The organism is Bacillus sp. FJAT-27231 (assembly GCF_001183975.1).
GTDB classification, from domain to species: Bacteria; Bacillota; Bacilli; order Bacillales; family Domibacillaceae; genus Pseudobacillus; species Pseudobacillus wudalianchiensis.
In genome coordinates this window covers 1,434,676-1,457,862 of the sequence record NZ_LFZU01000001.1, presented here as the reverse complement: position 1 = coordinate 1,457,862, position 23,187 = coordinate 1,434,676, and the positions used below count along the sequence as shown (strand labels likewise).

18 protein-coding genes and 1 pseudogene are annotated in these 23,187 nt (G+C 40.4%); 4 read left to right on the top strand and 15 right to left on the bottom strand.

Annotated elements, in window-relative coordinates; genetic code table 11:
- Positions 1 to 236 precede the first annotated feature (236 nt).
- Entirely contained in the window at positions 237 to 575 is a 339-nt protein-coding gene (locus tag AC623_RS06905) for a hypothetical protein (protein ID WP_231603395.1), read from the bottom strand.
- 236 nt (positions 576 to 811) lie between these two features.
- Here AC623_RS06905 and AC623_RS06900 point away from each other — a divergent pair, with 236 nt between their 5' ends.
- On the top strand, positions 812 to 2,299 hold the full coding sequence (locus AC623_RS06900; protein WP_049661744.1) for an aminotransferase class V-fold PLP-dependent enzyme: 1,488 nt from the start codon (positions 812 to 814) through the stop codon (positions 2,297 to 2,299).
- A 306-nt stretch (positions 2,300 to 2,605) separates the two neighbouring features.
- Here AC623_RS06900 and AC623_RS06895 read toward each other — a convergent pair whose 3' ends face one another.
- A complete protein-coding gene (locus AC623_RS06895; protein ID WP_049661742.1) occupies positions 2,606 to 3,187 on the bottom strand; it encodes a TIGR00730 family Rossman fold protein in 582 nt (193 codons plus the stop codon).
- Between the two features lie 360 nt (positions 3,188 to 3,547).
- Between AC623_RS06895 and AC623_RS06890 the strand changes: the two genes are divergently transcribed.
- Positions 3,548 to 4,186, top strand: coding sequence for a YitT family protein (locus AC623_RS06890; RefSeq protein ID WP_049661741.1), 639 nt, complete (start codon positions 3,548 to 3,550; stop codon positions 4,184 to 4,186).
- A 222-nt stretch (positions 4,187 to 4,408) separates the two neighbouring features.
- On the opposite strand, the gene AC623_RS06885 is transcribed toward AC623_RS06890, so the two are convergent.
- Entirely contained in the window at positions 4,409 to 5,338 is a 930-nt protein-coding gene (locus AC623_RS06885; protein WP_049661739.1) for an NAD(P)/FAD-dependent oxidoreductase, read from the bottom strand.
- A 308-nt stretch (positions 5,339 to 5,646) separates the two neighbouring features.
- The gene (locus AC623_RS06880; RefSeq protein ID WP_049666340.1) at positions 5,647 to 6,078 is read right to left on the bottom strand and encodes a ferritin-like domain-containing protein; all 432 of its coding nucleotides are present in this window, start codon (positions 6,076 to 6,078) and stop codon (positions 5,647 to 5,649) included.
- 395 nt (positions 6,079 to 6,473) lie between these two features.
- Here AC623_RS06880 and AC623_RS06875 point away from each other — a divergent pair.
- A pseudogene (locus AC623_RS06875) lies at positions 6,474 to 7,611 on the top strand (MFS transporter).
- Positions 7,612 to 7,694: 83 nt separating this feature from the next.
- Here the strand turns inward: AC623_RS06875 and tlp are convergent.
- The 4 genes from tlp to AC623_RS06855 all read right to left on the bottom strand — a co-directional run bounded on the left by tlp (position 7,695) and on the right by AC623_RS06855 (position 12,341).
- A complete protein-coding gene (gene tlp / locus AC623_RS06870; protein ID WP_049661738.1) occupies positions 7,695 to 7,931 on the bottom strand; it encodes a small acid-soluble spore protein Tlp in 237 nt (78 codons plus the stop codon).
- Positions 7,932 to 8,054: 123 nt separating this feature from the next.
- Positions 8,055 to 8,807: an ABC transporter permease gene (locus AC623_RS06865; RefSeq protein ID WP_049661736.1), complete on the bottom strand. Its 753-nt coding sequence runs from the start codon at positions 8,805 to 8,807 to the stop codon at positions 8,055 to 8,057.
- Positions 8,804 to 9,505 (bottom strand): ATP-binding cassette domain-containing protein, encoded by a 702-nt coding sequence (locus AC623_RS06860; RefSeq protein ID WP_049661735.1) that lies wholly within the window; start codon positions 9,503 to 9,505, stop codon positions 8,804 to 8,806. The genes AC623_RS06865 and AC623_RS06860 overlap by 4 nt, the downstream gene beginning before the upstream one ends.
- 160 nt (positions 9,506 to 9,665) lie before the next feature.
- Positions 9,666 to 12,341, bottom strand: coding sequence for a YhgE/Pip domain-containing protein (locus AC623_RS06855; RefSeq protein WP_049661734.1), 2,676 nt, complete (start codon positions 12,339 to 12,341; stop codon positions 9,666 to 9,668).
- A 519-nt stretch (positions 12,342 to 12,860) separates the two neighbouring features.
- Between AC623_RS06855 and AC623_RS06850 the strand changes: the two genes are divergently transcribed.
- Entirely contained in the window at positions 12,861 to 14,606 is a 1,746-nt protein-coding gene (locus tag AC623_RS06850; protein ID WP_049661732.1) for an AAA family ATPase, read from the top strand.
- A gap of 79 nt (positions 14,607 to 14,685) precedes the next feature.
- Here AC623_RS06850 and AC623_RS06845 read toward each other — a convergent pair whose 3' ends face one another.
- The 7 genes from AC623_RS06845 to AC623_RS21360 form a co-directional block, all read right to left on the bottom strand.
- A complete protein-coding gene (locus tag AC623_RS06845) occupies positions 14,686 to 16,107 on the bottom strand; it encodes an amino acid permease (protein ID WP_442853528.1) in 1,422 nt (473 codons plus the stop codon).
- Positions 16,108 to 16,345: 238 nt separating this feature from the next.
- Positions 16,346 to 18,115, bottom strand: a complete 1,770-nt coding sequence (xsc, locus tag AC623_RS06840; RefSeq protein WP_049661731.1) for a sulfoacetaldehyde acetyltransferase — start codon at positions 18,113 to 18,115, stop codon at positions 16,346 to 16,348.
- Positions 18,116 to 18,161: 46 nt separating this feature from the next.
- Positions 18,162 to 19,529, bottom strand: coding sequence for an aspartate aminotransferase family protein (locus tag AC623_RS06835; RefSeq protein WP_231603390.1), 1,368 nt, complete (start codon positions 19,527 to 19,529; stop codon positions 18,162 to 18,164).
- Positions 19,530 to 19,863: 334 nt separating this feature from the next.
- A complete protein-coding gene (locus AC623_RS06830) occupies positions 19,864 to 20,589 on the bottom strand; it encodes a GntR family transcriptional regulator (RefSeq protein WP_049661728.1) in 726 nt (241 codons plus the stop codon).
- A gap of 195 nt (positions 20,590 to 20,784) precedes the next feature.
- Entirely contained in the window at positions 20,785 to 21,687 is a 903-nt protein-coding gene (locus tag AC623_RS06825; protein ID WP_049666338.1) for a selenium metabolism-associated LysR family transcriptional regulator, read from the bottom strand.
- 58 nt (positions 21,688 to 21,745) lie between these two features.
- Positions 21,746 to 22,786 carry a YeiH family protein gene (locus tag AC623_RS06820; RefSeq protein ID WP_231603389.1) on the bottom strand — a complete coding sequence of 347 codons (1,041 nt, stop codon included), beginning with the start codon at positions 22,784 to 22,786 and terminating at the stop codon, positions 21,746 to 21,748.
- Positions 22,787 to 23,042: 256 nt separating this feature from the next.
- Complete coding sequence (locus AC623_RS21360) at positions 23,043 to 23,183, bottom strand: hypothetical protein (protein ID WP_156187002.1); 141 nt, start codon at positions 23,181 to 23,183, stop codon at positions 23,043 to 23,045.
- Between the last annotated feature and the right edge of the window lie 4 nt (positions 23,184 to 23,187).

The window sequence follows — 23,187 nt, the reverse complement described above, 5'->3', positions numbered from 1 at the left end:
ACCATGTCACAAATGACCTTGCTGGTCCCACTTCTAGCTAATTTCAAAGTACACCAGCTTTTCCGTCATGCTATGTTCCCTGTTGCTTTTCAGCTAGAGGTTAGACGGCTAGTCAATTAGATTTCTCTTTAATCTAATACCACTTGGTGGCGATACTAATATACCCTTATGGGCGCACGGCAAAAAAGGATTTTACGTCTATACACAGAATGGATCGCTTCGGTAATAAATCATAATCAATCACCATGTCCCTCATCCTCAGCCCTAGCAAACTCCATGGACACAATGTCCTCTATTGCAAAGCTGCCTTTTCCCTTTAAAAATAGATAGCCTGATGGATGGTTCACCGATTCCACAATCCCTGACACCTGAGTATAGGGCTCGCCAAAGGTATTTAAATAAACGAGCAGAGGCTGCTGCGAACTATAAGAAATATGGATCATCCAGTCGAAAAGCTCTCTTGTCTGCTCATCAACGATTACTCTCTTCTTTTGTATTTTTACCTGTTTTAATTGTTCAACGTGCTCAGATAGCCTAAACCCTTGCCACTTCAACATTTTGCGATCGTTATACAACAACGCCAACTCCCCCCACAACATCATTCCATTTTATTTTTATTATAAGAACAAATGTTCTGATCAGCAAATGATTTTTATCATTCTTTTATGACAAATTGGAGCAAGAGAAATAAAGACATAATGAAACTACAAAAAACTCTCATTTACTTTTTAATGAACATACACTCGAATGCCGACGGATGAATATATTTCATTATGGGAAAAGCACAAATGATGATAAGGAGGGAGTTTAAATCAAAACAACTAGTCGTGAACATAACCAGCAAGATTTGGAACGTTATTTTGATCAATTTAGAAAAAACATTGTAGGCGTTGAAGAAACTTTTCATGGCCCGTATGGAGAAAAGAAAATAGTGTATTTCGATTGGACAGCGAGCGGGAGAATGTTCCACCCGATTGAAGACAGGATTATTCATACGTTCGGTCCCTATACAGCGAACACACATACCGAAGCTAATATAACAGGCATAACAATGACAAAAGCCTATAAGCAAGCTCTCCACCTCATTAAACGTCATGTAAATGCAAAACAAACCGATGTCCTTGTAACTGAAGGAAGTGGGGCAACAGGGGTTATTAATAAATTTCAAAGAATCATTGGATTGAAAATTGCAGAGGCCTATCGTCCTTTTATCCAAATAAAAAAAGAAGACAAACCGGTAGTCTTCCTCACCCATATGGAGCATCATTCAAACCATATAAGTTGGCTGGAAACGATCGCCGATGTCGTCGTGGTCACTCCAAATCATAACGGTGAAATTAGTTTAAAGAATCTTGAATCATCATTAATACATTTTCAAAATAGAAAGGTTAAAATCGGTGCCTTTACTGCTTGTTCTAATGTAACAGGTGTCGTGACCCCCTATCATCAAATGGCAAAGCTCATGCATCAATACGGCGGCATTTGTCTCATTGATTTTTCAGCTTCTGCCCCTTATATAAAAATAAATATGCATCCAAAAGATAAAGAAGAAAAATTAGATGCTATCGTTTTCTCCCCTCACAAATTCTTAGGAGGGCCAGGAGCTTCCGGCGTTTTAATTTTTGATTCGTCCTTGTATAAAAACAACATACCAGATAACCCGGGAGGCGGCACAGTTACCTGGACAAATCCATGGGGAGGGCGAAAATACGTAGATAATATTGAACTAAAAGAAGATGGAGGAACTCCTGGTTTCCTGCAAGCCATCAGAACAGCCCTTGCTATTCAGTTAAAGGAAAAGATGGGAATAGACCATATACTAAAGCGAGAAAAATATCTAACCAGTTTATTAATGAAAGGATTGGCGGGTCTAAAAAACGTTGTTGTGCTGGATTCTCATATAAAAAAACGGTTAGGCATTGTTTCATTTTGTATTAAGAATGTTCATTATAATCTTGCCGTTAAGCTGCTCAATGATTTATATGGCATTCAAGTAAGGGGAGGCTGTTCCTGCGCAGGCCCATATGGCCACTTTTTGCTAAACATAGATCAAGCTCACTCAAAATATATGACAGATGAAATCGATAAAGGAAATTTATCTTCCAAACCAGGCTGGGTGCGCGTCTCAATCCACCCAACTGCAAGAGAAGAAGAGATTCAATATTTGTTATATTCTTTAACAGACATGATCCAAAACATAGATCGCCTTAAAGTTGATTATCAGTACAACGGCAAAACAAATGAATTTGTCCATCGCAAGAGTAAAGATATTTGTCTAGACAAATGGTTTGAATTATAAATAAAGCATTTTTTGTAAATCAACAGCAGAAAAACATATGATCAAGGTTGATAGTGAGAGAATAAATGATCCATTTCGGTAAAGAGGGGACAAAAGAAGAGAAAAATGTCCTCTTTTCATAGCCCTATAGGGAAAAGCAGGAAGGAACATTAAACGGTTTGGCATTCAACCATACACTGTTCCTTCCTCACACATTTCCTTGGAATGGAAAAGGCTCCAAACGCACTCCCCTTTCATCCTCCTTCCGTAAATAATCCCATTCTGCTTATAAATTCCAGCCCTTCAGAATAAACTTTTCTCACACCCTCAAGTTTGAGATTTGGTTATGTACGTTTTAACTGAAGGCGGCTGATAGGTAGTAAATTGATTAAGCATCCCTTCTGGATCAGCATCCACGATAGCCATGGCACGATATTTTTCCTGTAGAAACTGTTCTTCCGCCATGTGATTAAATAGTGTAACAAGAGGAGTGTAATAATGATTAATATTCAAGAGGCCGCATGGTTTTTGGTGTAATCCCAGCTGAGCCCACGTAAAGATTTCAAAGAATTCTTCTAACGTCCCCGGCCCACCCGGCAAAGCAATAAATCCGTCCGCTAATTCTGCCATCTTAGCCTTTCTCTCATGCATCGATTCTACAATAATCAGCTGCGATAAATTCTTATGAGAAATTTCTTTTTCATCAAGAAAGCTCGGCATTACCCCAATGACCTGTCCGCCTGCTTCCAAAACCGCATCAGCAACCGCTCCCATCACTCCTACACTAGCGCCTCCGTAGACAAGATCGATTTGACGCTTAGCAAGCTCTTTTCCGAGAGCCTTCGCCCCTTCAATATAAAGGGGCGATGCTCCATTACTTGAACCACAAAATACAGCTAATCGTTTCATATAAGTATTTCCTCCTTCCATCACTCACTGCTATTCATTATACATACTGATGCACCCTTGGTAAAATTAGGGTGCTTCGATAAACATGACGTGGAATCCTTTATTAATATGTACATTACTTTCCAAAAAGCTGTATCTCAAACGCAAATTTCTCAATCATCGTTTACTTATGATTAAATAAACTAACTCCTATGAAGGATTCTCATAACAGAGAAACAGGAAAAAAGTTTTTTTATATCGTATGTAGATATAACAAGTGTTCCGGATAAGTAAATGAGGGGAAAACCTTTTTTCATTAGCAGTGCAGCCGAAAGGGTAAAGTTATATATACTTTATTTGAGGCAAAAGGAGGGAGAAAAGATGAAGGAAAGACAGTCACTTACGGCAGACTTATCCATCATTTTAATAGGAAATATTTTTATAGGATTTGCTTACGCCAAGTGGATGGTACCCCATCATATTATAAATGGCGGAGTCACAAGTTTATCCATGATCGTAGATAAAGCTTTACATATTCCACTACTATATGTAAGCAATGGCATGACAGGGTTATTGTTAATTGTCTCCTTACTATTCTTAGGAAAAGAGAATTTTTTCAAATCTATTGTTAGCAGTTTGTTTTACGCCATTTCGTTTTCCTTATTCTACAGCCTCCCCTTCCAATGCACGATTAATATTGGCGTTGACATCTTGCTCGCCTGCGTTTTTATTGCTTTGGGCTATTATTGTTGTATTTCAACAAATTCCTCTACCGTTGGAATGGACGTCATTGCGCTTATCTTGCATAAAAGAAACAACAAGGTAGACATAGCCAAGTCGATTCGTTTTATTAATATTGGCGTGCTAGTCTTCGGTTTTGCTGTCTTTGGATGGTCCGCTATTATCGTTGGCTTTATTTTCACGTATCTTTATTCTTGGGTGCTGAATGTATTGCTGAAACAAAATCCATTGCTCGCTTTAAGAAAGCATGTTCATTCCTATATAAATTCCATTTCCTAATTAGCGTTGATGACTAGGTGGAAAGAGCCCTTAATCCACTTTTTTATCAGAACATCTCGGAGTTTTGCAAATTCGGTAAAAGCAAGTGTCCGGTGAAATGGATCGTTTGTAAACAACGATCCATTTCACCAGGCTCTCCTTTTATCGATCAATCTACTACTTAGCGTATACCACTGAGAGAGAAACATACAGTCTCTCTTGCCTCACTATTTGCCCCAAAAATTAGGAGGAACAGCCACTTTGATCCCATTCTTCCAATGCAAATTCGGTATTAATTCTTACGCCGGCTTCGTATCCCTGGCTAGCAGCACCGATAAGACTTGTAAATGTGTTCTTCGCGTCCCCAATAACGAATAGCCCGTCAATGGCTGTTTGTCCGTGTTCATCTGTTTCATATTCCCCTTTTTCATTTAGAGGAACACCTAGCAGAGCAGGAATCATAGAAGCCTGCTTTTCCCCAGTCGTCACCATAAATCCGCCTTTTCTGCTGATAGCTTCTCCACCTTTTAAAATGACCTGTTCCATTTTTCCATCACTTGATCTGATAGCTGTTATGGGCGTTTCTTTTATATGAATCTTATGCTGCATAAGCTCCTGCTTTTCTTCATCACTGATCTCGGCCTTTCCATTGGTGAAAACGATTAAGTCCTTGCTCCAGTTATAAATAATCTTTACAAAAGGGATTAACGCTTCTCCGTTGCCAAACACAGCGAGCGGCTCATTTTTTCGCTCCCAGCCGTCACAATAAGGACAATGAAACAAGGTTTTCCCATACACTTCCTTTATGCCGGGGATATCTGGCAGATGATCTCTCATTCCCATAGCAGCGATCACTTTTTTACTTAATATGGTGCTCCCCTTTTTTGTTTTTGTCACAAAAAGTCCGTTCGTTTTTTCAACACGCTGAACGACATCTTTTGAGATTTGGACGTTGGGGTAATACTTCATTTGTTCATGGGCAATGTCTCTAATGGCAGAAGGATGTAATCCGTCTCTCGTCAGAAACCCATGCGATTTAACCGTTACCTGGTTTCTCGGTTTTCCTTCATCAATTAGCGCTACTTTTCTCAAGGACCTTCCTAACACTAAGGCTGCGCTCAATCCGCCAGGTCCACCACCCAAAATCGCTACGTCGACTCTTTCGCTGAACATATGTACCTCCCAGTTCTTCTATTGATAGTTCTTGACATCATCCATTTCCCTTTCGTAACAATAAAAAACATGCTCCCATTAGCATAAAACAGCTTCTCTTAACGTCCATACAAAAATAATGTTTCCTATTCGCTTTGTTTTTAGCACAATATTTTTTGAATTTTTCACATAAGTAAAATTGCACTAATGTGGATAGAAATTGTAATGTTAATGATTCTTACAGAGGAAGCCAATGTTTTTTCCTCTAAGGATATAAAAAAAGCGCGAGAGACCCTGCTTGCGCTAGGAAACTCTTGCACTTTTGTTGTTTAGCTTCTTCCTTTCGTAAAAAAGTATAAAAACCAAACGGCATGATTTTGTTCATCTGCTGCCGCTCTGCGAAAAGTCTCCCTAATATATTGGCTAGGGGCTCTATCGGCGATGTCTAAATAAAAGTCTACTGTTTCCTGCTCATCTTTTAAGGCAAATTCTAACCCTTTCATGTATTTATTAGGACAACGCTCTAAAATCTTAGGCTGCGGCTGACGCCCAGTTAATTGGGTATACATTTGCACAAATTGTTGAAAATGCCTTTTTTCATCCTCGCGTATTTCAAGGATTTGTTGTCTTACCCCCTTGCTGGGAGCCATTTCGGCTAACTTTGCATAACATTGAATAGCAGTATATTCCCCATTAATCGCCTTTTCAATGTTGGCACTCAACTGATTCGTCTGTCTATCTGCAGCATCATAATAATACATCTCAGACATCTCTCTTCCCTCCCCATTTCATTCATACTATCTTACGAATCCCAAGTGGAAGAAGTGCAACATTTTCTGTTAAATTCAATCCTTTCTTATATAGCAGCATAGCTGCGACTTGAATAGACTGTCTTCTTTCATTTTATATACCGCATATGGTATATAAAATGAAAAGTAGACCTAATAAGCCTACAATCGTTAGGAAAACGATGAATGAATTCGTTATATATACTTACGGCTCCTCACGATAAGAAAAATAGGATTCAAAAGAAATAGATGATAAAAAATTAGTCGTTTTCTAGGAGGTGAATCAATTGGGTAATAGTGAAGTGGGAATAAAAGAAAACTTTTTACCGTTTTCTTTATTAATTGTCATTAATTTATTTGTAGGTTCTATGGTGGGGCTTGAAAGAACGATTCTGCCTCTTATAGGGGAAGAACAATTTGGCCTTGCTTCAGCCAGTGCGTCTTTATCATTCATCATTAGCTTTGGCTTTTCCAAAGCGGTTATTAATTTTTTCGTTGGAAATCTGGCCGATCGAATCGGACGGAAGCAAGTCCTGTTGCTAGGATGGGGTGTCGGATTATTCGTGCCGTTACTCGTCATTTTTGCATCGTCTTGGTGGATGATTATCTTGGCTAACATCCTTTTAGGAATCAATCAGGGATGTACATGGTCTATGACCGTCAACATGAAAATCGACCTGGCAAAACCGACACAACGCGGATTAGCCGTTGGATTAAATGAATTTGCTGGTTATATTGGAGTCGCCTTATTTGCCCTTGTTTCAGGATATATAGCCTCTACTTATTCCTTGCGGCCTGAGCCCTTTTATATCGGTATCGGCATTGTTATAATTGGATTCCTCCTTTCACTTACGGTGAAAGATACGGAGCAACAGCTGCAACTTCAAATACAAAAGCAAGCTGAACCGACTACAAATAATTTAAAAAAGGCATTTTGGCAAACATCCTGGAAAGATCCCAATCTAGCCAGCATCAGTTTTGCAGGATTATCCACTAATTTAAAAGATGGCATGGCTTGGGGACTATTCCCCCTCTTTTTCGCTTCAAAAGGATTAACCGTGGGGCAAATCGCTGTTATTACAGCTGTTTATCCCGCAGCGTGGGGATTTTTTCAGCTTTTTACAGGATTTTTAAGTGATCAAGTTGGACGGAAATACTTCATTACCAGCGGCATGTGGCTTCAAGGGCTTTCTCTCTGGTGGATTCTATTCGTTCACACCTATTCGTTATGGATTACTGGAGCTATTCTATTAGGAATGGGAACGGCGATGGTATACCCTACCCTTATTGCCTCTATTAGTGATATTGTTCCTCCCAGCTGGAGAGCTTCATCTACCGGAATTTACCGTTTCTGGCGTGACAGCGGCTATGCTTTTGGGGCGCTAATCAGCGGCGTTATTGCTGATGTTCTCAACGTACATTGGGCCGTTTCTTCCTTTAATGGCAGGAGTGCTGACAGCTGTTCAAATGAAAGAAACAATAAGAAAAACTGAGGAGACTTTTTAGTTTTCTAAACACCAATTCAAGATAATGATAAAATACTATGTAAAGTTTTAGATAACAAAAAGGACGCTATCGCGTCCTTTTTGTTATCCTTCTATTTGCCCGTTTTCACGTGCTCTTGCTTCATCCTTGATTTCTTCGCGCATGCCAGCGATGCTCTCTCTTCTATTTTCATTCTTCTGTTCGATTGCTTCCCGTTGGTCCGGACCAGCATTCATCATTGTTTCTTCTGCTCTTTCCATATTCTCGATTGTATTTTGCACCATTTCCTGTAATCTTTCTACATTGTTTGATCTGTCATCCGGTTTTGGTCTGTTGTTCATGACATGATCCTCCTTTTCAATAGTGATACATGCACTATCTTTTCCGATCTTACGGTTTTTTATGGAGGTAATTTATGGGTTTATATTTGAATTTTACACATAATTATATTTGTTCTTAACTGCTTATTCCTTAAAGATCAGCTGCTCGTATTCATTAAATAATGCCGGATAAACAAGTCTGCTTAAAATAATACTCGTTAAAGCTGCTGCTGCCAGCAATGAAAAGACGATAACGAGCTGAAACCGCACGGCTTCGGCAGGATCTGCTCCGCCAATGATTTGCCCTGTCATCATTCCGGGCAGCTGGACAAGTCCCATTGTTTTTGTACTTTCAATGGTAGGAATCATGCTGGCGCGAATGACATCTTTTAGAATAGCTGCCATCGCTTGTCCGGCTGTTCCTCCTAGTGAAAGAATGACAGCAATTTCTTCCTTTCGATTCCTCACTTCTGCTCGTAATCGGTTCAAAAATAAATTAGCAATCACCATAGAGCTGCCGATGATCATTCCGCTGAATGTAATCACATATCTTGGAGCAGGAGGAATAATGTTTAAGCCTATTAAAAACAGCATGGCGACTGCTTCAATGGTCAATAATGTCACAATCACCCGCCACATTAGGCCTGGAATTTGATGCTTCTTCTTTACGATATTTTGGGCGGCAGCCAGGATCATTAATAAAATCATGAGCACCATAAAAAATGGATTGTCTGCAGAAAATATAAAGGTCAGTACGTAACCAATAATCAGCAGTTGAATGGAAGAACGAACCGTTGCAATAACAATATCCTTTTCTAGTCCAAGTTTAAATCCATTCGATAGCAAGATCGCAAGGCCAACAAAGACAAGGGACAAAGATAAAGTAAATAAACTCATGGCTCTATCTCCTCTACATGCTCTCTCTGTAAAAACAAGCGGGTCTGCTCTTTCTCTGGACAGGAAAAAAATAAAGAAGTAGCGGCTTGTTCAATAATTTGCCCTTCCACAATGAGCCAAGTGAAATCTCCCACTCTTCTCGCCTGCTCTAAATCATGTGTCACCCATAAAATCGTATTTTGCTTCTCTTTATGTATGCTAATAATTAACTCCTCAATTTCTCTTGCAGCTATCGGATCCAAGGCCGACGTTATTTCGTCCAGCAATAGAACCGCCGGCTCATTAACGAGAGTTCTAGCTAAGGCGATCCTTTGCTTTTGTCCTCCAGAAAGGTCTCTCGCATCACGCTTTAATATATTCTCCGGCAGTCCAACATATTGAATTAAACGCTCTGGTTCTTCAAAAGAAAAATGATGCAGACGAGCGGCACTAAGTAAATTATCAAGCACTGTACCTGGAAGCATGGGAGCGGTTTGAAAAGCAAGACCAACATGGCGGCGAAGCTTCTTTATATCCCACGTCCGCACTTCCTTATCCTGTACCCAAATTTCACCTTCATCAGGGGTTGATAAAAGATTACATAAAGATAAAAGCGAGCTTTTCCCTGATCCTGAAGGCCCCACAAGCGTAACGACGGACCCGGCTGGCACGTCTGCTGTAATATCTTGCAAGACTCTGCGTTTTTCTTTGCCATCCATATAAAACTTCCCAGCCCGTTCAAAGCGAATAGCTGTCCTTGATTGTACTTCGTTAATGTCTCTCCCTCCTCATCTCTTTCCTTTCTTCATTATATAATGAATAAGAAAAAAGTGCCCTAAAAACCATTTAGTACGGCTTTTAAGGCATTCTATTTCATCATCAAGAGAGAATTTTTGTCTTCTCAGCATTTTTAGCTAACTTACTCGTGATCCCGCTCAACGGCTTTTTGAATGCAAGAGCAAAGAGGATCGTGATCACAAAGAAAAACAAAAGGGCCAGTAAATCTCTCTGAACGATGTCTGGCACTATGCCTCCCACCGCTTCTCGAAGCAGGCTGACTGCGTAAGTAAACGGCACAAACGGATTCACCTTTTGAAAAAATACTGGTGTCAGGCTAACCGGAAATGTCCCTCCTGAACTAGAAAATTGCAGAACGAGGATAATGATGGCCAATCCTTTTCCGATGTTTCCAAAAACAGAAACAAGTGTATACGTTATCGTTACAAATACGATACTCGTTAAAATGGCAAATAGGACAAACCAGAACTTTTCCACTACATAGGCGTGGAGAAGGAAGATATCCCCTAGACTGACGATAAAGCCTTGAAAAATGCCAATCGTTAAAAATGTCAGCAGCCTTCCAAAATAAATGTGATAACTTCGATACGTATCTTCTCCATCTTCTATATCTGTTCGGAATAGGGAAATAAGCAGCATCGCTCCTACCCAAAGAGACAACGTCGTATAAAAAGGCGACATCGCTGATCCGTAATTTGGGATGGGAAACATTCTTTCCTCTTTTAATTGGATCGGTTTCGTTAAAAAGTCGCTTTCTTTCTTGACATCATTTTTCAACAGCTGAATAATGTCTCCTAAATTCCTTTCACTCTCAAATTTTCTTATTTTATTAGCAGCGTCATGGATGGAGTTTTCTATTTCAGGCAAGTCTGTCCGGATAAGATCAGCCGCCTGGTCGATTGCTTTTTCCATTTGTGGAAGCTTGGTTTGAATAATGCGGGATACTTTTCGTACTTCTTGTTCGGCTTTTGGCAAATCATTCCGCACAAAATCGGCCGCTTTATGCACTTTTTCTTCAACGGACGGCAAATCATTTCTCACAAAAAGAGCTGCTTCGTTTACCGCTGCCGTAAAGTTATCCATTTTCCCCTCTATAGCGGAGGCTGCCTGGTGAACCTCCTTCTGGATACGCGGCAGCTCGTTTTTGATTCTTTTTAGTTCCTCCAAGCCAAATTGTACACCTGATTGGGCGTCACGGAGGATCAGCTGAATATCCGGCAGCTTCGCTTTGGCAAATTTCAGCGCTTCTGACGAGGCAGTAGCGGTTTCCTTCAGCTTAGCCAACGATTGATTGACTCCCGGTACGATTTCAGTATCGTAAGCTTCTAAAGTGTTCCCCAGTATACTGCTGGCTGATACGGCCAGCGTGTGCAACCATTCCACCTGTTCTTTTGTCGGTTCCTGCCCATTTTTAACAGCCGTTTCGACTTTATCCAGCACGCCCGTTTGCTGCTGAAAGTTCTGATTGATCTCGTTCAGTCGGCCAACAACCTTACTTAACCGACTTCCATCAGTGTATTGGTCGAGCCTAGTAAGAAGGCTTGTTGTCCTATCCATCACAGCAGAACCTGTTTGCAGGCGTGTTTTTAAAATCTCTGCTGTTTGAATTATCTTTTGTGGGTCGTAATCTTTCATTTGGATCGCTTCGGTCAGCTGAGCTGTAGAATCTGCTGTTTGCTGCAAAAGAGATAAATTCTGCTTAATGACTGGGGCAACCGCATTAAAAGCTCCATCATTCCTCTGTAAAAACTCATTGAGCTGACTGGCAAAAGCGCTTCCCCCTTCAGCTATTTTTGCTGCCTTAGGAAGCTCTTGCTGAGCAATCATAATGATTTCGTTTGCTTTTTGGGCATCCTCTATTCCTTTATTCAGCGCTTGTTCTATTTTATAAAAATTTGCATCCATCTCGACAACTTTTTTGGCGGCTAATTGGATCACAGGCAGCTTCTTTTGAATAAACAGCACTTCATTTCCTGCTTCCCGCAGCTTAGGGAGGCGCTCTTCCACCTTTATTATACTGTTTCCCAATTGGCTAACTTTCGGAAGCTGCCTCTCCAGCTCCACAATCTTTTCGCTTTTCTCTCTTATTTCCGGCATTTTCTCATCAAGAGCTAGCACCTGGTTCCCCATTTCCCTTAATTCTGGCAGCCTCTTTTCCAAGGCAAAAATCTTGTTTTCTATATTTCGGATGGTGGGCAGTTCTCGTTCGAGCTCAATCCCCACCTTGTTAAACTCCGTTAAAACAGCTTCGTTAACTGCACGCGTAAAATTCTCGCTAATTTGTCCGACTACGCCAGCTGCGCCTTTTTCAGTAATTTTCGGGGCTACAGCATTAAGCTTCTCGTTGACAATATAAATAATCTCTGCTCGGTTAGGATTTTTAGACAGCACACTAGCCATTTTACTTGAGAAATCTGGCGGTATGAGCAAACTTGCATAATATTCTCCGTGTTTAACTCCCCGCTCAGCTTCTTCTCGAGAGACAAATGTCCAGCCTAACTTTTTATTTTCCTTTAAGTGATCGACTAGTTCTTCTCCAATAGCTAATTTTCTCCCTCTGACCTCCCCGCCTTTATCAAGATTCGTTACCGCTACTTTTAGCTGGGATGTATCTTTGTAGGGATCCCACATCGCTTTTATATTCACCCAGGCATAGACAGAAGGCAAGATCATGATTGCGACAGTGAGCAAAATTCCTGTCGGTACACTAAAAATCCTTTGCCAGTCTGTTCTATAAATCTGAAAAATCTTCTTCATGCATTTTTCACCTGACTTTAAAAAACAGTTCTATTCGTAAACGAATTGTCTTTATTTTGGATATAAATAAAAATTCTATCCTCACACCTTTTGTATCCACCTATCTTTTGGCCGCTATTGCCAAACCGTCTCGTTGGTCATTCGCAAGTATAAAGACAACATAGGGTATTGGCCGCCGGTGAAAGAATTCATGTTAAATGAAAAACTTGTTATGCAAACAATTTATCAATCATATTGATGACCGCTTATTTCACATGTTATAAAGTCATACGCTAAAAAATTTTTCTTCTTTTTTACAATTTCTAAGCATAATTGTGGACATAGTCCTATCTATCTTTATACAATCATTTATAAATAATTAAATTATTTTTAAGTCTTTTTGCCCGTTTATTCTTTTGATCAATTAGACCATTGACTATTTTTCTTTAATTTGACAAAATATACATTACTTTTTACTCATTTATATATAAGTTTAAATACTTATAATAGAAATATATTTTATTTAGGGAGTTGAATTGAGTGGAAGCTAAGTCCAATTTAATGAAGAAGCTTTTTCCGCTGTTCGCCTTAATCGCCATCATCGTGGCGGCGATTTCTTGGTCATTAAAAGACGTTGATAAAGCAGTCACGGTTTCTTTTTCCTCTATGGAAAAAATTATACAAGAACAAAAGGGGGCCCCTGTTTCCTTGCAGGAAAAACCAGATGGCGCTCTTTACCTTACGACTAAAGATCACCAATATGTCTCTTATACTTCTCCAGGAAGCTCATCCGTAGACAGATTGGTTGAAACATATAATATTCGTTACTCTTATTCTAATAAAGGACCTTACGACAATTGGATTATCGGCGGTGTGTTAGTTGCCATTATTGCAGGAGCTGCCATTCTCTATAAAAAAGGACGTTCTGGTGCTAATTCCTCGACAAAAGCAATGAAGAATAGTTTGTCTAAAGCCCGTCCCCTTCCTTCTATCACCTTAGATGATGTAGGCGGTCTTTCAATAGAAATGAAAGAGGAAATTAAGCAAACGCTGTCTATATTAAAGAACCCTGAACGCTCAGCTGGAATCGGCGTAAAACCGCCAAGAGGCATTTTGTTATATGGTCCACCGGGAACTGGTAAAACTCTACTTGCTCAAGCAATTGCAAAAGAATTAAACGCCCACTTCTTTTCAGCAAGTGGATCGGCTTTTACTGAATTATTTGTCGGTGTAGGCGCTTCTCGTGTACGCAGCTTGTTTGAACAGGCGAGAAAGCAAAAACCAGCTGTTATCTTCATTGATGAGGTTGATGCGCTTGCCGGCCGTCGTAAAGCTCACGGCGGCGAAGAATCAGAAAAGACATTAACAGAATTGCTCGTTCAACTCGATGGTGGACATTCAAATGATGATATCTTGTTTATCGCGGCAACAAATAGAAAAGATATGCTCGATGAAGCTTTTCTACGCCCGGGACGTATTGATTTCTCTTTCCTCGTACCATTACCCGATACGAAAGGCAGAAGAGAAATTATTGACATCCACATTAAAGGCAAGAACCTCGCTGAAAATGTCCATGCTTCACTTAGTGATTTAGCAGAAAGCACATCTGGATTTTCAGGCGCAGAATTAAGCTCACTGTTCGAAACAGCCAGCCGCAGTGCTATCCGCAACAACCGGGATATGATTGAAAAGAGTGATCTTGATTATGCGTTAGATCGTACCATTCTCGGAAGCACTTCCCGCACGCTGCAGGATCCAGAAACAAAACGCCGCGTAGCCATCCATGAGGCAGGCCATGCTTTAGTCGCTGCTGCTACTAAGCCAGGATCCGTAAGAAAAGCAACGATTATTCCAAGAGGACAGGCACTCGGTTATGTAGCGCCGATCCCGAAAGAGCTTCACTTATCTACTGCAAGCGAGCTGCTCGATCAAGTAGCTATGATTCTTTCAGGCGGTACAGCCGAACGGAAGTTTCTTGGTGAACACAGCATCGGCGTAAGCGGTGATGTTCAACAAGCGAAACAAATCATTGAACAAATGGTCGATATGGGTGTGCTGCAAGATGGCTTTACCTTAACGTTTGTCAAGATGGAACGGGAAACTAAAATGCAGGATTTATTCCAAAAAGCCCTTTCGATCTCTGAACAGCTGATTTCGGAACGTGAAGAACAATTCCATGAATTAGTGGACGCTTTATTGAAGAAGGAAACGCTCGAGGGCTGGGAAGTAGAGCAAATCGTCAATGGCACGGCTGCTGTTGAGGATAAAGAATTAGTACTTGCCTAACTTTCAACCCTATGATAAAACAAGAAACCCTGAATCTAAACGATTCAGGGTTTCTTGTTTTACAGAATATGTGCTTGTCCTATAGATCTTTTACTTTTTCCGGATTTGGCATGTTCGATATCATAGGCATTTCTTCTTCTTTCTGACTTTCTTTCTTTCGCCGCGTTACAAAGAAAGAAGAAATAACTATGATGCTAAACAACGACGTAAAAATGAATTGCGGACGCTGTGACTCAACAAATGCCATTAAGATTAATACAAATACCATGCCAGCAATTGTCGCATACGTTAAATAAGGGAACAGCCACATTTTAACCTTAAGGGCTTCTGGGTTTTCTTTTTCAATTCTTTTCCTTAAACGCAGGTGAGAGATCGCAATAACTAAATAGACAAGGATACCAACCCCACCCGAAGAGTTTACTAGGAAGAAAAATATTTTATCCGGGGACGTATAACTAAAAATGGTGCTAATGAAAGCAAATACTGTACTTCCTATTACCGCAAAAACAGGAACGCCATTTTTACTTATCTTTGAAAATACTTTTGGGGCGTCTCCTCTCTGAGCAAGAGAATATAGCATACGAGAGCTTGTATAAAGTCCTGAATTCAAGCAGGAAAGCAAGGCTGTGAGGACGACTATATTCATAATAAGTGCTGCAGAAGGGATTCCCATCATTTCAAGTACAGACACAAATGGGCTTTTTAATAATCCCGCTGAACTCCATGGCAACAGCGTTACTAGAATAGCAATAGAGCCGATGTAAAAAATCGAAATACGCCACACGACACTATTCAATGCCTTTCTTACTGACTTCACGGGATCAGAAGTTTCGCCTGCTGCGATAGCTGGAATTTCAACCCCTACAAAAGCATGAAATACAATCGCAATACCGACAATGACTGACTCTATCCCGTTAGGTATAAAACCGCCTAAGTTAGTAAGATTAGACATTCCTGGTGATTTGATGCTTGGCACGAGCCCAAAAATAATGGCTGCTCCTAAGCATAAAAATAGAATAATGCTTACTATTTTAATAATAGAAAACCAGTATTCGAATTCACCAAATGATTTAACGGAAAAAATGTTGGTCAGCTTCAGCAATACAATTAAGCTCAGACTGATTAACCACACCGGAACTGAAGGAAGCCAATCATGGATAATGGCTGCCCCTGCTACTGCTTCTAACGCTATAACAATAACCCAGAAAAACCAATATAACCAACCTGTCGTATAACCTGCCCACTCTCCAATCCCTTCTCTTGCGTAGACGGCGAAGGAACCCGTGTTTGGATTGACAGTAGCCATTTCTCCAAGCATTCTCATGACGAAAACAACGATCAGACCAGCAAATGTGTAAGATAAAATAGCACCGGGACCTGTTTTACCAATAATAATACCGCTTCCTACGAATAAACCAGCTCCAATAACTCCACTTAAAGATATCATTGTTAAATGTCTTTGCTTAAGACCAGCTTTTAGTTCTTCTTGTTGATGCTCCAAGTTATCCACCAACTTTCGGTATTTTTCCGTGAATGCTTATTAGTAAGCGTTTACATATAGGTTTACTAAGTATAAATAAAAACGTAACTCTATCCAATTCAAACATTATTTTACCATATAAACTGTTTGTTGAAGAGTAGCAAGCAAGCGGCGGTAATAGTTTTAATAACCCTTTTTTAAAAGAAGGAAACATTTTTTTTAAAAAAGGGGCTTTTTCTAGAAAAAGCCCCTTTTTTGATTACCAGTTTTTGTGATCGAGATGCGCATACTTTTCAAGAAGACGAGTTGGCATTTGCAGTGCGTCTTTTCTGAATGGCGGCGCTAACTGAGTGCCGTCTACTAAAATATCAATAACTGTTGGTTTATCAGATTTCAACGCAGCAGCAAGCGCTTTTTGAAGATCTTCCGGGTTATCTACGCGAACGCCTTCTGCCCCCATGCTCTGTGCTACTTCAGCAAAATTTGGTCCTTCAATATCAGCTCCAACAAAACGGTTGTTGTAGAAGTCTACTTGGTTTTTCTTTTCTGCACACCATGCACCGTTATTAAATACGCAAGCAATAACAGGTAGTTTTTGTTCAACAGCCGTACTTACTTCATGCAAGCTCATACCCCATGCGCCGTCCCCTACGATGGCAAGAGCTGGGCAATCAGGTGCAGCTAATTTTGCTCCAATGGCTGAAGGATAAGCAAAACCAGTGTTTCCAAATGTTAATGCAGCAATATGCTTACGTGGTTGTGTAAATTTCAAATAAGCATTAGCTGTTGAAGACGTATTACCGATATCAGATGTTACAATTGCCGTTTCTGGAATCGCGCGAGAAATTTCTAATAGCGCTCTTCTTGGGTTCATTGGGTTTCCTGGTACCATTGCAAGATCTACAAGCTCTTGCTCCCACTCTTGTTTAAGTGCAGCGATTTCTTGAATACGTTGTTCATTGCGCTCGTTTGTCTCACGCTTTTCTTTTAAGCGTTTTAAAATTTCAAGGCTTGCATCTTGTGCATCGCCTAAAACGCCCACTGCTACAGGATGCGTTCTTGCAATGTTACGGTGGTTGATGTCAATTTGAATAATTTTAGCGTTTTTAGGGAAATAGTCAATATCATAGCATGGCAGTGTTCCGAAAACAGACAATCTCGTACCAATTGCTAAAAGAACATCAACATCTTTCAGTGAATTCATAGCTGCTTTTGATCCCATGTAACCGATTGGTCCAACTGCAAGCTCATGATCGCAAGGGAATGCATCATTGTGCATGTATGAAACAGCTGCTGGTGCGGATAGGTACTCAGCAAGTTCTACTACTGTGTCTATTGCATTCGCATCTACTGCGCCACGGCCTGAAATAATTGCAGGTTTCTTAGCTTGCAGTAACAATTCAACAGCTTCATCAATTGCTTTAGAATCACCAAATCCTTTTTTCTCAACACGGTATTGAGAAGGCTCTAGGATATAATCTTCGATTTCTCCGTAGAAATAATCACGTGGGATATGATAAAGAACTGGTCCTCTTTCTGCATAAGCAAGACGGAAAGCTGTACGCAAGCAGTCTGCCACGCGGCTTGGGTGAGTTACTTTTACAGTTGCTTTTGTGATTTTTTCGAATACAGAAGCTTCGTCACACTCCTGGAAACCATCCCATCCAATTGTCTTCGTACCAGCAGTTGGAGCAATGATAATCATCGGTGTATGAGCCATATTTGCAGAAGCAACGGATGTAACCATATTTGTAATACCAGGTCCGTTTTGGCCGATAATAACTCCAGCTTTTCCAGTTACTCGAGTGAAAGCATCAGCCATATGGCCAGCACTTTGCTCATGGCGGACAGGGATGAATTTGATGCCGGCAGTTGGCAGCAAATCAAGCATATCCATAAACGCTGATCCTAAAATTCCATACATTTGATCGATGCCTTCTGCAAGAAGCGTTTCAACAATTGCCTCACTCGGTGTCATTTTAAGTTTTTTTGTTTGCAATACTTCTAATTCTTTTTCTGCTTTTGCCATTTACAATCCAACCCTTCTCTTCGTTAATTATTTTATATAAATAAAATTATTTAGTATCATTAAAAACTTCAAAAATAGTGTTGACGACGAAATGTAAATCCTCTTCTGTAGAAGAAAGCGGCGGTGCCACAATTAGAACGTTATTAAAGCCTGGCACAGTGTCACCATTTCGGCCAATAATCAAGCCTTTTTCTTTACATTTAGCCACAATGCCGCCAATCACCTCATCAGCAATCGGTTCTTTTGTTGACTTGTCTTTTACTAGCTCCACCCCGTATAAGAATCCCTTAGAACGCACTTCACCGACAAAAGGATGGTCAGCCAGTTCATTCAACTTGCCTAAAATGGTTTCGCCAAGTCGGGCCACTCTTTCAACAATGTTTTCTCTTTCAATGATTTCAATATTTTTCAGTGCCACTGCACAGCTTGCCGGATGTCCCCCATATGTAGAAACATGACGGAAGTGATTGTCGGCACCTGTTGCTTTAAATTTTTCATAAATGCGGGAATGTACCGCAGTTGCGCCAAGCGGCAAGTATCCGCTAGTAAGTCCTTTCGCCATTGTTACGATATCCGGCTGTACACCTTCTGAATGCATAAAGCCGAACATTTTGCCTGTGCGCCCAAAGCCTGAAACGACTTCGTCGACGATGAGAAGCACATCATGCTTTTTACAAATCTCAGCTACTCTTTGCATATATTCGCCTGAAGGAACAATGACTCCGCCCCCCGAAATAAACGGCTCCATAATGACCGCAGCTACAGTTTCAGCGCCTTCCCATGTAATCATTTGATCAATTTGGTCTGCAGCTACTTTGTCGCAATTTGTTACTTCCTCTCCAAATGGGCAGCGATAGCTGTAAGGAGGCGGAACATGGAGGAAACCTGGCGCACCTGGATCGTACTTTACTCGTCTATTCGCCTGAGCTGTAGCGCTCATCGCTCCAAGAGTCGATCCATGGTAAGCCCGATATCTGGAAATGAATTTATATTTCCCCGGGTTTCCGTTTTGCTGATGATATTGCCGGGCTATTTTGAAGGCGGTTTCATTTGCTTCCGATCCGCTATTTGAGAAAAATGTTTTATATGAGTCCCCTAACAATTCACTAATCTTTGCGGATAGCTCAATCGCCGGCTGATGGCTCAGCGTAAGCGGGAAATAAGAAAGCCTTCTCATTTGCTCTGCAGCTGCTTCCACAATCTCTTCACGTCCGTGGCCTAAATTCAAGCACCATAGCCCTGAAACACCATCTAAGTAGCGTTTTCCTTCAAGGTCCGTGAACCAAGCTCCTTCGCCTGATTCAGCAATCATTGGCTTGCCGCCTTCTACGTGTCGGCTCATCGCATGCCATAAGTGATTGTTATCCTGTTCAATCAGCTTTTGATTATCTTTGACTTCCAATTGAGTCATCATGTTTGCCCCCTTTAACCAGTTATTGATCACTAGCTTATCTATTAAACTCAGCTGCTGCTGCAGCGAATTTACCAGAACGACGCTTTTTTATAAGTGCTTCCCCCGTCTCCCCCTTGTTCCTTTTTGTCACATCCTGTCATCAGGTCGTCCGTACCAGTTTGTGTATGTCCTTGTTGTTATTTATATTAAAACACACGTTTTGAAAATATTCAATCAATTCTAAAAATATTATTTATTGAAAATTCTCTTTATACTTATCTGCATTTTTAATAGACAAAGAATAAAGGGATGACCGTCAGAGAGCAGACTTGCACTTTGTACGGCTGCCCTCTAGCTAACTATTCTTTTTGCTTAATTTCATTCGGAATGAATACATATCTGATCGGAAAGAAGCAACATAATATTCAAGTAGCTTCCCAGAGTGATCTATCAGTTTCCGCTCTGTGTTTAACACATTAAATGAGTCTGGAACCTCTAACAGCTCAGCGTCCTCGGCACTTAAAAAGCCACTTGTGATCAATTGCTCAGCCTCAGCAAATTGAATACCGAGATTTTCTTCCATCAAATCAAAAAGAGTTCCCTTATCAATATCAAGCTCAGCTAATTTACTGCCGATTTCGACAGGATAATATTGCACTTCGATCGCCAGCGGAATATCGTTAGCGTATCGGACCCTTTTGATAAAATAGGCTATTTTAAGACCCGTAGCTTCAACAATGTCATCAGGCGGGTTCACCACTCCGTGCGTAACAAGCTTAGCTCCGGGCTCCATGCCCATTTTCCGTATCGTTTCAGTTGTACTCGTTAAGGAGCCAAGCCAATCTTGAATTGCTTTTGATGAAATAAAGGTACCTTTTCCATGAATTTTTTCCACGATGCCTTCCCGAACAAGATGAGCAACCGCCTCTCTTACCGTACTTCTGCTCACTTCATATTCATCCATTAACTGCCGCTCACTCGGAATTTTGTTGCGATAGTGGCCCTCATTAATCAACCCTTCTATTTTGTTTCTTAGTTGAATATGAAGCGGCACCGGATCTTTTGGATTTAGCTTCTCCACATGAATACCCCTTTCCCTTTAGTTTTTACTTTTACAAAAAAATAGTGACCCTAGATTACAAACAAAGTGCCCTTTTCATTTTACATGCTAAACTTTCCTTCTCTCCATCTTATGACGATTTCACAAATTTGTAAAATTATCCTGCACAAAAACAGGTGTCGACAAAATTCCTAGATAGAATTTTGTCGACACCTGTTAATGACATGCACTGCTAGACTGTGAGAAAACAAGCTCAATTAACTTCTCGCTTGTTAGCTGCAATGCCTCTTCAAAATAAACCATATAAAATTGTCTCGTTAATTTCACTCCATCAATCTTTACTTCTTTTAAAGTGCCCAGCTGCAATTCTTTTTTTACAGCTGACTTTGAAATAATAGAGATGCCGATATCTGCCTCTACTGCACTCTTAATAGATTCAGTATGTTCCAACTCCAATACTGTTCTTAAATTATCAGGATTTACTTCATTTTTTCTTAAGCTGCCTTCGATGACTTGTCTCGTTCCAGAACCTTTCTCCCTAATAATGAAGGGCAGCGAAACCAGTTCTTCTTTTGATATGCTGTTTCCTTCGATAATGTTGGAAGAACAAGAAGCGATCAAAATTAATTCATCTTCTTGAAACGGCACTTGTTTCAAATTAGGGTAAGACAGCATCGATTCAATAAACCCCAAATTTAGTTCGTGTTTATAAAGCTTTTCAATAATTTGTTCGGAGTTACACATTTTTAAGTGGACATCAACGAGCGGATAAAGCTTTTTATAATTGGCAATTAAAAATGGGAGAACGTGCTCACCGATGGTAAGGCTGGCTCCAATATTTAAATGGCCGGCTACTTCTCCCTTTAGCTCCTGCAGTTCATTTTGAATCTCATTCATTAAGAACAGCAATTTCTTCGCTTTCTTATATAGTATTTGTCCAGCCGGTGTTAATTCGACTTTTTTCGTTGTGCGTTCAAATAGTTTAGTTTGCAGCATCTCTTCTAAATGTTTAATTTGCAGACTGACAGATGACTGAGAGATATGCAGCTCCTTTGCCGTCTGCGAAAAGTTTTTGTTGTTTGCTACTGCATAAAATAATCGCAAATACTCTAGATTCATTTTTCCGCTCCCCTCTGTTCCCTCTTTCATTATAAATGAACACCAGGGGATTTTTTACTTAAATCATACGAAAGATAAATAAAATCAAAGGAGAGAGCGCTAACAGTCCTGCAAAACCCGCGACTGCTACCCCTACTGGCTTCAATCCTTCCTTTGCAAAATCTTTGTAATTCACATTCAATCCAAGCCCCGCCATTCCCATTGCAAGCAAGTATACGCTTAATAGTAGTAAATAGGTGACGATGCTTTCGGGAACGATTTGAAGCGTATTAATAAAGCCAGCAAATAGAAAACCAAAAATAAACCAAGGAATCGGCAAGCTTTTTAGCCCCTTCTCCGCCAATTCTTTTCTATTCATAATAAAACTAATTAATAGGGCGACAGGTATTAATAAGAGCACTCTTCCAAGCTTTACGATGACAGCAGACTGGCTGCTTTCCGCTCCTCCTGGCACAGCTGCTGCCACAACATGGGCAAGCTCGTGAAGGGTCGCTCCTGTTAATACACCATACTCATACTTACTAATGGGCAAATAGGGAAATAAGAAAATATACATCAGTGCACCGACTGTCCCTAAAATAGCAATACAAGAAACAGCAATCGCTGTATGTTCTTGTTTATTTTTGATGATCGGTGCTACAGCAATAATGGCAGCTGCACCGCAAATTGCTGTACCTGCTGCAATTAACATCGATAAATGTTTGTCTAGCTTGAATACCTTGCCTAGCAAAAGAATAAATAACATTGTAAACGTAATAACAAGCACATCTGTTGCCAATACAGCGTAACCGGCTGCTGCGATATCGAGCAAGTTTAAACGGAAACCGAGTAAAATAATCCCTGCCCGCAGCAGCACTTTGCTGCTAAATTGAATGCCTTCTTGATAATCAGGCTTAACTTGAATTGTGTTTTTCCAAACCATACCGATCAAAATAGATAAAATCATGATCCCCATAATTTGAAAAAATGGCAGCTTGGCAATGAAGCCCGCTGTAATAGCGATAAGTAAAGTTAAGGCAACCCCTTTTATCACTCTTTGGAACTTACTTTTTTGTGCTGGTCTCTCTTGTGGAGCAGGTTGTAATTTTCGTGCTTCCAATCCGATCACCTCCGTATTAGTTAAATTAAACGTATCACAGTTTTCATTCGTTATTATTTTGATTATGTGATAAGTGTTATTGCATTCTCTCATGGAAAGAAATGATCTTCTTGTTTAGCTTTTCACCATTCTCTCATTGCAAAGACTTCCTATCCCCATTCTCGTCTGATGACTGAAGTGGATGCTCAGTTCGTGAAAGAAGGCACTTTCATTAATCAATACAAAAAAAACGACCTATCAAGGCCGTTTTGTAAAGTCATTGCTTTTTTCCTTTTTCCTCTTCTTCTCTGGCTGGCGGTCTTCTCCCCCACCAAAATTCATGAACACGCTGCAACCGCTCCTGACGTTCTTGCTCTGTCATGCCCTCTCTTTGTTCTGGCTTGTTAGGTTTACTCATCATG

Coding starts and splice junctions, on each gene's coding strand:
- AC623_RS06895 (WP_049661742.1), bottom strand. CDS start 3,187: ATGAAACGATTAGCTGTATTTTGTGGTTCAAGTAATGGAGCATCGCCC.
- AC623_RS06890 (WP_049661741.1), top strand. CDS start 3,548: ATGAAGGAAAGACAGTCACTTACGGCAGACTTATCCATCATTTTAATA.
- AC623_RS06885 (WP_049661739.1), bottom strand. CDS start 5,338: ATGTTCAGCGAAAGAGTCGACGTAGCGATTTTGGGTGGTGGACCTGGC.
- AC623_RS06880 (WP_049666340.1), bottom strand. CDS start 6,078: ATGTATTATTATGATGCTGCAGATAGACAGACGAATCAGTTGAGTGCC.
- tlp (WP_049661738.1), bottom strand. CDS start 7,931: ATGAACAACAGACCAAAACCGGATGACAGATCAAACAATGTAGAAAGA.
- AC623_RS06865 (WP_049661736.1), bottom strand. CDS start 8,807: ATGAGTTTATTTACTTTATCTTTGTCCCTTGTCTTTGTTGGCCTTGCG.
- AC623_RS06860 (WP_049661735.1), bottom strand. CDS start 9,505: ATGGATGGCAAAGAAAAACGCAGAGTCTTGCAAGATATTACAGCAGAC.
- AC623_RS06855 (WP_049661734.1), bottom strand. CDS start 12,341: ATGAAGAAGATTTTTCAGATTTATAGAACAGACTGGCAAAGGATTTTT.
- xsc (WP_049661731.1), bottom strand. CDS start 18,115: ATGGCAAAAGCAGAAAAAGAATTAGAAGTATTGCAAACAAAAAAACTT.
- AC623_RS06835 (WP_231603390.1), bottom strand. CDS start 19,529: ATGATGACTCAATTGGAAGTCAAAGATAATCAAAAGCTGATTGAACAG.
- AC623_RS06825 (WP_049666338.1), bottom strand. CDS start 21,687: ATGAATCTAGAGTATTTGCGATTATTTTATGCAGTAGCAAACAACAAA.
- AC623_RS21360 (WP_156187002.1), bottom strand. CDS start 23,183: ATGAGTAAACCTAACAAGCCAGAACAAAGAGAGGGCATGACAGAGCAA.